This is a genomic window from Burkholderia torrens (genome assembly GCF_984668525.1).
The window spans coordinates 1,184,542-1,198,135 of the sequence record NZ_OZ480213.1; the positions used below are offsets into that span (position 1 = coordinate 1,184,542).

10 protein-coding genes are annotated in these 13,594 nt (G+C 68.6%); 3 read left to right on the forward strand and 7 right to left on the reverse strand.

Going from position 1 to position 13,594, the window contains the following annotated elements; translation table 11 throughout:
- The first annotated feature begins 17 nt into the window (after positions 1–17).
- From AC5LXX_RS35605 to AC5LXX_RS35615, 3 genes are all read left to right on the forward strand, one after another.
- Positions 18–1,901 carry a cytochrome c biogenesis protein DipZ gene (locus tag AC5LXX_RS35605; protein ID WP_493413844.1) on the forward strand — a complete coding sequence of 628 codons (1,884 nt, stop codon included), beginning with the start codon at positions 18–20 and terminating at the stop codon, positions 1,899–1,901.
- 58 nt (positions 1,902–1,959) lie between these two features.
- On the forward strand, positions 1,960–2,703 hold the full coding sequence (gene msrA / locus AC5LXX_RS35610; RefSeq protein WP_493413845.1) for a peptide-methionine (S)-S-oxide reductase MsrA: 744 nt from the start codon (positions 1,960–1,962) through the stop codon (positions 2,701–2,703).
- A gap of 225 nt (positions 2,704–2,928) precedes the next feature.
- Complete coding sequence (locus AC5LXX_RS35615) at positions 2,929–4,044, forward strand: Rieske 2Fe-2S domain-containing protein (RefSeq protein WP_124456495.1); 1,116 nt, start codon at positions 2,929–2,931, stop codon at positions 4,042–4,044.
- Between the two features lie 28 nt (positions 4,045–4,072).
- Here the strand turns inward: AC5LXX_RS35615 and AC5LXX_RS35620 are convergent, their stop codons facing one another.
- The 7 genes from AC5LXX_RS35620 to AC5LXX_RS35650 all read right to left on the reverse strand — a co-directional run bounded on the left by AC5LXX_RS35620 (position 4,073) and on the right by AC5LXX_RS35650 (position 13,501).
- Entirely contained in the window at positions 4,073–4,462 is a 390-nt protein-coding gene (locus AC5LXX_RS35620; protein WP_493405930.1) for a cytidine deaminase, read from the reverse strand.
- A 25-nt stretch (positions 4,463–4,487) separates the two neighbouring features.
- Positions 4,488–5,804, reverse strand: a complete 1,317-nt coding sequence (deoA, locus tag AC5LXX_RS35625) for a thymidine phosphorylase (RefSeq protein ID WP_493413846.1) — start codon at positions 5,802–5,804, stop codon at positions 4,488–4,490.
- Between the two features lie 327 nt (positions 5,805–6,131).
- Complete coding sequence (locus AC5LXX_RS35630; RefSeq protein WP_493413847.1) at positions 6,132–7,406, reverse strand: NupC/NupG family nucleoside CNT transporter; 1,275 nt, start codon at positions 7,404–7,406, stop codon at positions 6,132–6,134.
- Between the two features lie 254 nt (positions 7,407–7,660).
- The gene (gene hydA / locus AC5LXX_RS35635) at positions 7,661–9,118 is read right to left on the reverse strand and encodes a dihydropyrimidinase (protein ID WP_493413848.1); all 1,458 of its coding nucleotides are present in this window, start codon (positions 9,116–9,118) and stop codon (positions 7,661–7,663) included.
- Between the two features lie 63 nt (positions 9,119–9,181).
- Positions 9,182–10,690 (reverse strand): NCS1 family nucleobase:cation symporter-1, encoded by a 1,509-nt coding sequence (locus AC5LXX_RS35640; RefSeq protein ID WP_493413849.1) that lies wholly within the window; start codon positions 10,688–10,690, stop codon positions 9,182–9,184.
- 103 nt (positions 10,691–10,793) lie between these two features.
- Complete coding sequence (gene preA / locus AC5LXX_RS35645; RefSeq protein WP_222907352.1) at positions 10,794–12,110, reverse strand: NAD-dependent dihydropyrimidine dehydrogenase subunit PreA; 1,317 nt, start codon at positions 12,108–12,110, stop codon at positions 10,794–10,796.
- 53 nt (positions 12,111–12,163) lie between these two features.
- Entirely contained in the window at positions 12,164–13,501 is a 1,338-nt protein-coding gene (locus tag AC5LXX_RS35650; RefSeq protein WP_493413850.1) for an NAD(P)-dependent oxidoreductase, read from the reverse strand.
- Between the last annotated feature and the right edge of the window lie 93 nt (positions 13,502–13,594).

The window sequence follows — 13,594 nt, forward strand, 5'->3', positions numbered from 1 at the left end:
CGACTGGAGAACGCACCATGCTGCTCATCGTCCTTGCCTATCTCGGCGGCGTGCTCACGATCCTGAGCCCCTGCATCCTGCCCGTGCTGCCGTTCGTGTTCGCCCGCGCCGACCAGCCGTTCGTGCGCACCGGGCTGCCGCTGCTCGCCGGCATGGCGCTCACGTTCGCCGTCGTCGCGTCGCTCGCCGCCGTCGGCGGCGGCTGGGTCGCGCAGGCGAACCAGGCCGGCCGCTGGATCGCGATCGTCTTGCTCGCCGTGTTCGGCCTGACGCTGCTGATGCCGCGCGTCGCGGAACACCTGACGCGCCCGCTCGTCGCCGCCGGCAACCGGCTCACCGGGTTCGCGCAGCGCGACGGCCGCCCGGCCGGCCCCGCGTCGTCGTTGCTGCTCGGCGTCGCGACGGGCCTGCTGTGGGCGCCATGCGCAGGCCCGATCCTGGGGCTCGTGCTGACCGGCGCCGCGTTGCGCGGCGCGAGCGTCGGTACCACGCTGCTGCTCGTCGCGTATGCGGCCGGCGCAGCGACGTCGCTCGCGGTCGCGCTCGTGATCGGCGGGAAGGTGTTCGCCGCGATGAAGCGCTCGCTCGGCGCCGGCGAATGGATCCGGCGCGGGATCGGCGCGGCGCTGCTGGCCGGCGTCGGCGCGATCGCACTCGGCCTCGACACCGGCGCGCTCGCGCAGTTGTCGACCGTCACGACGGGCGGCCTCGAGACGAAGCTCGTCGAGCGCCTCGGCGGACGCTCGAGCGGCGCACCGGCGGCGCCAGCGGCACCGGCCGCGATGGCCGCAACCGGCAACACCGCCGACAACGCCACCGGCGGCGCGATGATGGCCGCGGCAGCCGATGAGGCACCGGCCGGCGGCGGTGCGATGGCGGCCGGCAGCGCGATGATGCGCGCGGCCGTCACGACGCCGTCCGCGCTGCCCGTCGAAGGCACGCTGCCGTCGCTCGACGGCGCCGTGCAGTGGCTGAACTCGCCGCCGCTGACCGCGGCCGGCCTGCGCGGCAAGGTCGTGCTCGTCGATTTCTGGACGTATTCGTGCATCAACTGCCTGCGCACGCTGCCGTACACGAACGCGTGGGCACGCAAGTACGCGCCGTACGGGCTCGTCGTGATCGGCGTGCACGCGCCGGAGTTCGCGTTCGAACGCGACATCGGCAACGTGAAGAAGGCCGTGCACGACCTCGGCATCGACTACCCGGTCGCGATCGACAACGGCTATTCGATCTGGCGCGCCTTCAACAACGAATACTGGCCGGCGCACTACTTCATCGACGCGCAAGGGCGCGTTCGCCATCACCACTTCGGCGAAGGCGAATACGCGCAGTCGGAGCGCGCGATCCAGTCGCTGCTCGCGGAAGCCGGCCATCCGGAAGCGCTGAACGTGCCGCTCGGGCTCGCCGGGGCGCCCGCGAAGGGCGCGCTCGCGGCAGCCGACAGCGCGGACGTCCGCTCGCCCGAAACCTATGTCGGCTATGCGCGCGCAGAAAGCTTCGCGTCGCCGGGCGGCGCAGTGCGCGATGCGGTGCACCGCTACGACGCGCCGGCCCGGCCGGACCTCAACGACTGGGGCCTCGCGGGCACCTGGAACGTCGGCGGCGAGCGTGCGTCGCTCGCCGCCCCCGATGGCCGGATCGTCTACCGCTTCCATGCACGCGACCTGCACCTCGTGCTCGGCCCGGGCGCGAACGGCCAGCCCGTGCGCTTTCGCGTGACGCTCGACGGCGCGGCGCCCGGTGCCGCGCACGGCGCCGACGTCGACGCTCAGGGCTACGGCACGGTCACCGGCCAGCGCCTGTACCAGCTCGTCCGGCAGCCGGGAGCGATCGCCGATCGCACGTTCGCGATCGAGTTTCTCGATCCCGGTGTCGATGCGTACGCATTCACTTTCGGTTGATCGCGTGCGCTGCCACCCGGCCGCCACGGTCGCCGACCCATTCAAAAAGGAGCAAAAGATGATCCCGATCTCCACCCGCGATGCCGCAGCGCGACGGCGCGCGACTTTGCTGCGCCGCATCGGCGCCGTCGCCGTCGCGGCCGCCGCCGTGTTCGGCCATCAGCGCATCGTCAATTCCGCCGAACCGATGCGCACCGTGCCCGCGCCGTCGCTCGACGAAACGGCCGGCGCGTCGCACGAAGAGACGGCCGTGCTCGCCGGCGGCTGCTTCTGGGGCGTACAGGGCGTGTTCGAACACGTGAAGGGCGTGAAGCAGGTCACGGCAGGCTATGCGGGCGGCGCATCCGAAACCGCGCACTACGCGCTCGTCGGCTCGGGGCTGACGGGGCATGCGGAATCGGTGCGGATCGTCTACGACCCGACCCAGATCACGTACGGCCGGCTGCTGCAGGTGTTCTTCTCGGTCGCGCACGATCCGACCGAACTCAACCGGCAGGGTCCCGACGAAGGGTCGCAGTACCGGTCCGCGATCTTCCCGACCACCGCGCAGCAACGCGCGGTCGCGACCGCGTACATCGCGCAGCTCGGCACCGCGCACGTGTTTGCGGCGCCCGTCGTCACGCGCGTCGAGGACTACAAGGGGTTCTATCCGGCCGAGGCCTATCACCAGAACTACCTCGAACTGCATCCCGACGCGCCCTATATCGCGTTCAACGACCTGCCGAAGGTCGCCGGACTGAAGCAGCGCTTCCCGGCGCTGTACCGTTCCGACGCGGTGCTGTGGCGCGACGCCCACTCCTGACCGCCCACCCGCCGCGCGACGGGATACCGCCCGTCGCGCGGCCGTGCACGCCCGGCGCGCGCCGCCTGCGGCCCCGTTTGCGCCGCATCAACGAAACCGCGGCCGCGATGCCGGGGCAAACCCGCATCGCGTCCGCCGCGGCGGGCAACTTCGCGTAGACTTCTCCTGATCCCCCGCCGTTTCTTGCGGCGTCCGGACCACCCGCCCAGCCAGGAGGCGTCACGCATGCTCGCAGTACCCTTGCCTGACAGCAACACCGTTGGAGAATCGTCCTCCGGCGCGACCGTGCGCGATCTGCGCCGCGTGCCGATTCACCCCGATCACTGGTATCCGCTCGCGTGGTCGCGCGAGCTCAAGCGCGGCAAGACGCTCGGCGTGCGCTTCGCCGGCGACCCGATCGTGCTCGTACGCACCGAGTCCGGCGCCGTGTACGCGCTCGAAGATCGTTGCGCGCACCGCCAGGTGCCGCTGCACGCGGGCGTCGTCAGCGGCGAAACGCTGCGCTGCTGCTATCACGGCTGGACCTACGCGTGCGACAGCGGCCGCTGCGTCGACGTGCCCTACCTCGGCCGCGAGCGCTTGCCCAACGGCGTGCGTGCATATCCGTGCCGCGAGGCGCACGGGCTGATCTTCGTGTTTCCGGGCGACGCGACACTTGCCGACTCGCGGCCGTTCCCCGCGCTCGAATCGGCGGACAACCGCGCGTACAAGACACGCCGCTTCGGCCGCGAGGTCAAGTGCCACTACTCGTTCATGCACGAGAACCTGATGGACATGAACCATCAGTTCCTGCACCGCAAGCAGATGGGGCAGATGCGCGCGCGCTCGGTCGGCCGGCGCCGCGGCGACGACTGGGTCGAGGTCGACTACACGTTCGCTCGGATGGAAGGCAAGCAGCCGGTCGGCGAGGCGCTCGTGTTCGGCGCGAGCAAGAAGCCGGCCGACCAGTCCGACAAGAGCGTGATGACGGTACGCACCGGCTACCCGTACCAGACGCTGCAGATCCGCTCGAGCGAAGGCACGCTCGTGATGGACCTGTGGATCGTCTACGTGCCGCTCGATGCCGAACAGCGCACCAACCGCACGTTCGGACTGCTGTCGATCCACAAGCCCGGCATCCCGTTCGCACTCGATCTCGCGTGGCCGCTGCTCGTGTGGTTCACCGAGCGCATCTTCCGCGAGGATCGCTGGATCGTCGAGCGCGAGCAGGAAGCACACGACGCCCAAGGTGCCGACTGGAACCACGAGGTGTTTCCGGTCATCAATGAGCTGCGCGACCTGCTGCGCCAGTGCGGCGCGCGCACCGTGATCCCGATCCGCGAAACGCGCGACGGCGCGTGACGCGTGCGGCGCGCCGCAGCGCGCGCCGTTACAGGCTGAACGCGCCCGGCAGCAATGCGCGGGCCGTCGTGACTTCGACGGCCCCCTTCAGGTTGGCCAGGATCACTTCAATATCGGGCAGGCCAATCTCGATGATCACCTGGCGGCACGCGCCGCACGGCGCGATCGGGCCATCCGTGTCGCCAACGACCGCAAGCCGCGCGAAGTCGCCCGGACGATAGCCGGCGGCGATCGCCGAAAACATCGCCGTGCGTTCCGCGCAATTGCACAGCCCGTAGGACGCGTTCTCGACGTTGCAGCCGTGAAAAACCGTGCCGTCGCGCGCCTGCAGCGCCGCGCCGACGTGGAAGCGCGAATACGGCGCATACGCGCGTTCGCGCGCCGCCTTGGCCTGTTCGATCAGTTCGTCTCGTTCCATCGAGAAGGTGCCTCCGGGAGTAGGGTCAGCCGATCTGCTGGTAAAGGGTCGGCGGCACGTCGCCCGTCTCGCCGAGCACGTAGCTGCGCCGGACCGCGTCCACCGCATGCGCCGCGGACGCGTCGTCGCGCGCATGCACGTAACCGAGCGGCTCGCCGGCCTCGACGCGCTGCCCGATCTCCGCCAGCGCCGTGAGGCCGACGCTGACGTCGATCGCATCCTCCGCGCGCGTGCGGCCGCCGCCGAGCGAGACGACCGCCAGCCCGAGCCCACGGCAATCGACCCGCTGCACCACGCCGGTCGAAGGCGACGGAACCGGCACGATCACCGCCGCCCGCGCCAGATGCCGGGACGGCACGTCGATCAGGTCCGCGGGGCCACCGAGCGCCACGACCATTCTCGCGAAGCGTTCGGCCGCCGCGCCCGAATCGAGTGCCTGCTCCAGTTTCTCGCGCGCGTGGACGACATCGCGTGCCAGCCCGCCGGTGACGAGCAGCTCCGCCGACAGCGCCATCGTCACGTCATGCAGGCGCGCCGGGCGCGACTTGCCCGTCAGGTAGTCGATCGCGCATGCGACCTCGAGCGCATTGCCCGCGCACGGCGCGAGCGACTGGTTCATGTCGGTGAGGATCGCGGTCGTCTTCATGCCCGCGCCGTTGCCGACGTCGACGATGCTGCGGGCCAGTTCCGCCGATTTCTCCGCGGTCGGCATGAACGCGCCGGAGCCGACCTTCACGTCCATCACGAGTCCGTCGAGCCCCGCCGCGAGTTTCTTCGACAGGATCGACGCGGTGATCATCGCGACCGACTCGACGGTCGCCGTCACGTCGCGAATCGCATAGATGCGCTTGTCGGCCGGCGCGAGCCGTGCGGTCTGCCCGATGATCGCGACGCCGACGTCGCGCACCGTGCGGCGAAATGCATCCGTCGCGGGCATCACGTCGTAGCCGGGAATCGCGCTGAGCTTGTCGAGCGTGCCGCCCGTATGACCGAGCCCGCGCCCGGAGATCATCGGCACATAGCCGCCGCAGGCGGCCACCATCGGCCCGAGCATCAGCGACACCACATCGCCGACGCCACCGGTCGAATGCTTGTCGATCACCGGCCCGTCGAGATCGAGCGCGCGCCAGTCGAGCACGTCGCCCGAATCGCGCTGCGCGAGCGTCAGCGCGACGCGCTCGTCGGTGCTCAGGTCGTTGAAAAACACGGCCATCGCGAACGCCGCCACCTGGCCCTCGGTCACGCTGCCGTCGGTCACGCCGCGCACGAACGCGGCAATCCCGTCACGATCGAGCGGCTGCCCGTCGCGCTTCCTGCGAATGAATTCCTGCGGTAGAAACATCGTTGCCTCTCTTCGAACGGTCGCAGTCTACTGCATGGTTTAGGGCCTGTTCACGCTAATAACGGGCTTGCGCTGGCCCCCAGAAGGGCCGAGCGCAAGGATTGCGACGAAGCGAATACTCAACGTATTCGCAAGGAGCATGACGCGGCGATCGGCCCTTCTGGGGGCCAGCCCCACGAATGAATTTTTACAACAGGGGAACGTGCCTTTGCGCCCGCATGGCGGCGTCGTTCGTTGTTGCAATAGCTACGGCTATTGCGCCTCCTCACTCCTTGCCCTGCGGGCGCAAAGGCACGTTCGCAAGCCCGTTATTAGCGTGAACAGGCCCTAATGCAGCGAAAAGAACAGGCCGGCAATCGCCGCGCTCATCAGGTTCGACAGCGTCGCGGCCGTCAGCGCGCGCAAGCCAAGCCGCGCGACGTCCGAGCGGCGCTCGGGTGCCACCGCGCTGAAGCCGCCCGCGAGAATCGCGATCGACGAGAAGTTCGCGAAGCCGCACAGCGCGAACGACACGATCGCGAGCGTCTTCGGGTCGAGCACCTGCAGGCCGGCCGCCGCGACGTGCTCGCCGCCCTTCAGGTACGGCGACAGGTCGCCGTACGCGACGAACTCGTTGAAGATCAGTTTCTCGCCGATGAAGTTGCCGGCGAGCGTCGCATCGTGCCAGGGCACGCCGATGATCCACGCCAGCGGCGCGAACAGGTGGCCGATGATGCCCACCAGCGTGACCTGCGGAAAGCCCGCGAACGCGGCCGCGCCGCCGACGATGAGGTTCATCAGCGCGATGAGCCCGACGAACGCGATCAGCATCGCGCCGACGTTGATCGCGATCCGCAGGCCGACCGACGCGCCGGACGCCGCCGCCTCGATCACGTTGGCAGCCCGCTTGTCGTCGAAATCGAGACCATCGACCACCACGCGGCTCGGCTCGACGGTCGGGAACAGCAGCTTGCCGAACAGCAGCCCGCCCGGCACCGCCATGAACGACGCGGCGAGCAGGTACTCCATCTTCACGCCGAGGCCGGCGTAGCCGACCAGCACCGAACCCGCGACCGACGCCATGCCGCTCGCCATCACCGTGAAGATCTCGGCGCTCGTCATGTTCCGCACGAACGGCTTCACGAGCGCGGGCATCTCGCTCTGCCCGAGGAAGATCGTCGCGACGGCCGAGCATGCCTCGATGCGGCTCACGCCGAGCACCTTCGCGAGCCCCGCACCGAGGATCGCGACGATCCACTTCATCACGCCGATGTAGTACAGCACGGAGATCAGTGCGGTGACGAAGATGATCATCGGCAGCACGCGCAGGCCGAATACGAATCCGCCGTCGCCGAACAGCTGGAACATGCGAGCGTCGACCAGTCCGCCGAACACGAACGCGATGCCGTGATTGCCCATGTCGAGCACGCGATTGACGCCGTTCGCGGCGCCGGCCAGCGCCGCGCGGCCCGACGGCACGAACAGCACCAGCGCGCCGATCGCGAACTGCGTGAGCAGCGCGGCGATCATGGTCCGGCCGCTGACGGCACGGCGATTGTTCGACAACAGATAAGCAACCAGCAACAGGAACAACATACCGAGGAGACTGCGCAGAATATCCACCTTGTGCTCCTTTCTCACTATTTGAACTGTCCGGCGGGCGGCCCTGGCCCGCGGCCCCGGCATGGGGTTGGTGGATGTTACTCGCTCGATACGCACGCCTGCAACGACGTCAAAATCGCTGCGGCCAATTGCATCGATCGTTGCTTCTTTCGCGCTGTTCCCGCTTAATCAGTTGTTCTATCTACCACGCAAGAATGCATGCGGGGCGTGCCGCTCACCGCCCGAACGGACACGCCCCGCATGACACGCGTCGTTCAACCCGCGCGCTCGACCGGATGCGGCTCGCGCAGCCGGTTCGCGATCCGCGCGGCCTCGTAGTAGCCGGCCGCCGGCGGGCGCTCCAGATAGCGGCCCGCGCCGCGCACCGCGCGCAGCTCGCCGTCGGCCCACGCGAGCGCGCCGCGCGTGAGCGTGTGCGTCGCGACGCCCTGCACGGTCATCCCCTCGAACACGTTGAAGTCGACCTGCTGGTGATGGGTCTTCACCGAAATCGTCTTCGTCGCGGCCGGGTCCCAGACGACGAGATCGGCATCGGCGCCGACCTGCACCGCGCCCTTGCGCGGATACAGGTTGAAGATCTGCGCGGCGTTCGTCGACGTGATCCGCACGAACTCGTTCGGCGTGATGCGCCCGTGATTCACGCCGTGATGCCACAGCACCGACATGCGATCCTCGACACCACCGCAGCCGTTCGGGATCTTCGTGAAATCCTCGCGGCCCATCGCCTTCTGCGACGCGCAAAACACGCAGTGATCGGTCGCCGTCGTATGCAGTTGCCCGGACTGCAGCCCGCGCCACAGCGCCTCGCGATGCTCGGCCGAGCGGAACGGCGGGCTCATCACGTGCGCGGCCGCGCGCGTCCAGTCCGGGTCGCGATAGACTGCCTCGTCGATCACCAGATGGCCCGGCAGCACCTCGCCGAACACGCGCAGCCCTTCGCTGCGGGCGCGCGTGATCACGTCCACCGCGTCCTTCGCCGACACGTGCACGATATACACGGGCACGCCGAGCACTTGCGCGATGCGGATCGCGCGGTTCGCGGCTTCGCCCTCGACCTCCGGCGGGCGCGACAGCGGATGCGCCTCCGGCCCCGTCATCCCGCGCGCGAGCAGTGCCTTTTGCAGCTGGAACACGAGCTCGCCGTTCTCCGCATGCACGGTTGGCAGCGCGCCGAGTTCGAGCGAACGCGTGAAGCTGTTCACGAGAATCTCGTCGTCGGCCATGATCGCGTTCTTGTACGCCATGAAGTGCTTGAAGCTCGAGACGCCATGCTCCCGCACGAGCGTACCCATATCGCGGTGCACACTCTCGTCCCACCACGTCACGGCCACGTGGAAGCCGTAATCGGACGCCGCCTTCTCGGCCCAGCCGCGCCATTCGCGGAATGCGTCCATCAGCGGCTGCTTCGGGCTCGGGATCACGAAATCGATGATGCTCGTCGTGCCGCCCGACAGCCCGGCGGCGGTGCCCGAGTAGAAATCGTCGCTCGCCCTCGTGCCCATGAACGGCAGTTCCATGTGCGTATGCGGATCGATGCCGCCCGGCATCACGTACTGGTCGTGCGCGTCGACGACGGTCGCGCCGGCCGGCGCGTCGATCTTCTCCGCGATCTGCAGGATCGTGCCGCCGTCCTGCGGGTCCGCGCAGAGCACGTCCGCGCGATAGGAGCGGTCCGCATCGACCACGGTGCCGCCGCGAATCAGGATTGCCATTTGGTTGCCTCCTCGTTGACTGTCGGGTGCCGCATGCCGCGCCTGCATCGCATGCCGTGTGCGTCATGCGCTCGCGATCTGCGCGCGCTGTCCGGCGCGCCGCTTCATCCAGGTGCCGTACACGCCGGACGCCAGCACGAGGCCGACGAACCATGCGTACGTATAAAGCGTGTTGAAGAACGCCGGCACGTTCGGGAACGATGCCGGGAATGCCGTGTGCAGGAAGCCGGGCAGGTTCGGCAACACGCCGACCGCGAGCGCGGCCAGCGCGGCCGGGTTCCAGCCGCGCGCGTAGCTGAAGCCGCCGCGTTCGTCGAACAGCGCGCGCGTATCGAGCTGCGTGCCGCGAATCAGGAAGTAGTCGACCATCAGGATGCCCGCGACAGGCCCGAGCAGCGCCGAATAGCCGACGAGCCAGGTAAAGATATAGCCGTCCGTCGTCGCGAGGATCTTCCACGGCATCATCACGATCGCGATCGTCGCGGTGATCATCCCGCCGGCGCGGTACGAGATGGCCTTCGGCCACAGGCTCGAGAAATCGTATGCCGGGCCAACGAGATTCGCCGCGAGGTTGCAGCACATCGTGTCGAGCGTGAGGATCACGAGCGCGATCCCCACGCCGATGCCCGTCATCCGGCTCGTCAGGTCGATCGGATCCCAGATCGCGTTGCCGTAGATCACGACGGTCGCCGACGTCACGACGACCGACACCACCGACAGCAGCGCCATCGGCAGTGGCAGCCCGATCGACTGCCCGATCATCTGGTCGCGCTGCGAATGCGCGAAGCGCGTGAAATCGGGAATGTTCAGCGCGAGCGTCGCCCAGAAACCGACCATCGCGGTCAGGCCCGGCCAGAACGTCGCCCAGAACAGCCCGGCCTTCTTGCCGCCCGCCGCGAACTGCGAAGGCGCCGACAGCATCGAGCCGAAACCGCCCGCCTTCGATGTCGCCCACCATACGAGCGCCACGCACATCACGACCTTGATCGGCGCGGACCAGCTTTCGAGCCAGCGGATCGAATCGGTGCCGTGCCAGATGAAGTACAGCTGCAGCACCCAGAACACGAGGAAGCACGCGAGCTGCCCGAACGAGATGCCGACGAGCGGCAGCGCGTCACCGTGCAGCGCGTTGCCGGTCAGGATGTTCAGCAACGTGTAGATCGCGCTGCCGCCGAGCCAGGTCTGGATGCCGTACCAGCCGCATGCGACGATCGCGCGCAACAGCGCCGGCAGCTTCGCGCCCTGCGTGCCGAACGACGCACGCACGAGCACCGCGTACGGAATCCCGTGCTTCGCACCCGCATGGCCGATCAGCAGCATCGGCACGAGCACGATCAGGTTGCCGAGCAGCACCGTCGTCACCGCCTGCCACGGCGACATGCCCTCCTGGATCAGCCCGGCCGCGAGCATGTACGACGCGATGTTCATGACCATCCCGACCCATAGCGCCGCGAAGTGATACCACTTCCACGTGCGCTGCGCCGGCGTCGTCGGCGCGAGGTCGTCGTTGTACAGGCTGCCGCCCGGCGCCGCGGCGCTGTCGGGATCGGCGGGATTCGCTGCGGATGTCATCGATCGCACTCCACGAGAAACGTCAGTGCCGGCATCGCATGATGCCGACCCAGGGGACAACGAAAAGCGGCGGCACCGCCAATGCCGCGCCGCCGGACGCCGGTCAGGCCGCCTTCGCGTGTTTCTCGGGTGGCGCCGCGGTGCCCGCACCGGCACCGGCATCCGCGCTCGCCGGATTGTTCGGATGCGTGGTCCAGTTCGCGTAGTCGCCCGAATCGACACGCTCCATCGTGATGCATTGCTCGACCGGACACACATGCATGCAAAGATTGCACCCGACGCACTCCGAATCGACTACTTCGAAGTGCCGCACGCCGTCCTTCGTCGCGGTGATCGCCTGGTGCGACGTGTCCTCGCAGGCGATATGGCACAGCCCGCACTGGATGCAGCGGTCCTGGTCGATGCGCGCCTTGATGTCGTACTTCAGGTTCAGGTATTTCCAGTCGGTCACGTTCGGCACCGCGCGGCCGCGAATGTCGTCAAGCGTCGCGTAGCCCTTCTCGTCCATCCAGTTCGACAGCCCGTCGGCAAGGTCCGATACGATCCGGAATCCGTAATGCATCGCCGCGGTGCACACCTGCACGCTGCCGGCGCCGAGCACCATGAACTCAGCCGCGTCGCGCCAGGACGAGATGCCGCCGATGCCCGAGATCGGCAGGTTCGGCGTTTCCGGATCGCGTGCGATCTCGGCGACCATGTTCAGCGCGATCGGCTTCACGGCCGGGCCGCAATAACCGCCGTGCGTGCCCTTGCCGTCGACCGTCGGCATCGGCGCCATGTGGTCGAGATCGACCGCGACGATCGAATTGATCGTGTTGATCAGCGACACGCCGTCCGCGCCGCCCTTGTACGCGGCGCGCGACCCCATCCGGATGTCGCTGATGTTCGGCGTGAGCTTCACGAGGCACGGCAGCTTCGTGCCTTCCTTCACCCAGCGCGTGACCATCTCGACGTACTCGGGCACTTGCCCGACGGCCGCGCCCATCCCGCGCTCGCTCATCCCGTGCGGGCAGCCGAAGTTGAGTTCGACCGCATCGGCCCCGGTATCCTCGACGAGCGGCAGGATCCACTTCCAGTCGCGTTCGTTGCACGGCACCATCAGCGATACGATCAGCGCGCGGTCCGGCCAATCGCGCTTCACCTGCGCGATCTCCCTCAGGTTCACGTCGAGCGGACGGTCGGTGATCAGCTCGATGTTGTTCAGCCCCGCGATGCGCTGGCCATTCCACTGCACGGCGCCGTAGCGCGAACTGACGTTGACGACGTGCGGATCGAGCCCGAGCGTCTTCCAGACGACGCCGCCCCAGCCCGCCTCGAATGCGCGGTTGACGTTGTAGGCCTTGTCGGTCGGCGGTGCCGACGCCAGCCAGAAGGGATTCGGCGAAGTGATGCCTGCGATGGTGCAGCGAAGGTCGGCCATGGTCGGCTCCGTGAGAATGGGGTCGTGTTCGGTGTGCGTGGTACGCCGCGCGTTCAGGCCGCCTTCGCGTCGCGGGCGGCGAGCGCCGCGTCGATCGACGCGGCCGCGCGCTTGCCGTCCTGCACGGCCTGCACCGTGAGGTCGATGCCGTCCGTCGCCGCGCAGTCGCCGCCGGCCCATACGTCGGGCAGCGCCGTGCGCCCGTCCGCGTCCACCGCGATGCGCGTGCCGTCGGCCGTCAGTAACGTGGCCGCGACACCGTCCGGCGCCAGCGTCTGGCCGATCGCCTTCAGCACCATGTCCGCATCGACGGTGAAGCGCTCGCCCGATGCGGTCTCGAATTCGACGCCCGTCACCTGCCCGTTCGTGCCCGCGATGCGCACGGGCCTCGCGTGCGTGACGAGCGCCACGCCGCTCTTCTGCGCAAATTCGCGCTCGGCCCACGTCGCGCTCATTGCCTCCACGCCGCGCCGGTACACCATCGTCACGCGCTCGGCGCCGAGCTTGCGGCTCTGCACGGATGCATCGATGGCCGTATTGCCGCCGCCGATCACGACCACCCGCCGCCCGACCGGCACGTTCTCCAGCCCGTCGGCCTGCCGCACCTGCTCGATGAAGTCGACCGCATTCATCACGCCGCCCAGTTGCTCGCCGTCGATCTCGAGCGCCCGCACACCGCCGAGGCCCATCGCGAGGAACACCGCGTCGTGCTGCTCGCGCAGCGTGTCGAGCGTCAGGTCGCGTCCGAGCGCGACACCCGTTTGCAGCGTGATGCCGCCCACCGACAGCAGCCACTCGACCTCGCGCTGCGCGAAATCGTCGACGGTCTTGTACGCGGCGATCCCGTATTCGTTGAGGCCGCCGGCCTTCGGCCGCGCGTCGAACAGCGTGACGCGATGCCCGGCCAGCGCGAGCCGGTGCGCGCACGCGAGCCCGGCCGGCCCCGCGCCGACCACCGCGACGTGGCGGCCCGTGTCGGGCGCGCGCCGGAACTGCACCGCACCGGTGTCCATCGCCCAGTCGGTCGCATGCCGCTGCAGCGCACCGATCGCGACGGGCTGCGCATCCTGGTGATTCCGCACGCATGCGCCTTCGCACAGGATCTCGGTCGGGCATACGCGTGCGCACATCCCGCCGAGCGGATTCGCGGACAGGATGTCGGTCGCGGCGCCCTTCAGGTTGCCGTTGCCGATCTTGCGGATGAAGCTCGGGATGTCGATCTGCGTCGGGCACGCCTGCACGCACGGCGCGTCATAGCAGTAGTGGCAGCGGCTCGCAGCGGCGGCAGCGGCAGTCGGATCGAGCAGCGGCGCGATATCGGCGAATTCGCACGAGAGTTGCGTGGACGACAGGCGATGCGCGGCGATATCGCCGGTTGGCTTGGTGGTCATACGCGTTCCTTCGACTGAGTGGAGACAAAGCCGTCCCCGCCGGCTGCGAATGCACAGTCGGGGCGGTCATGCTTAGGAATCCTGCAATCAGGC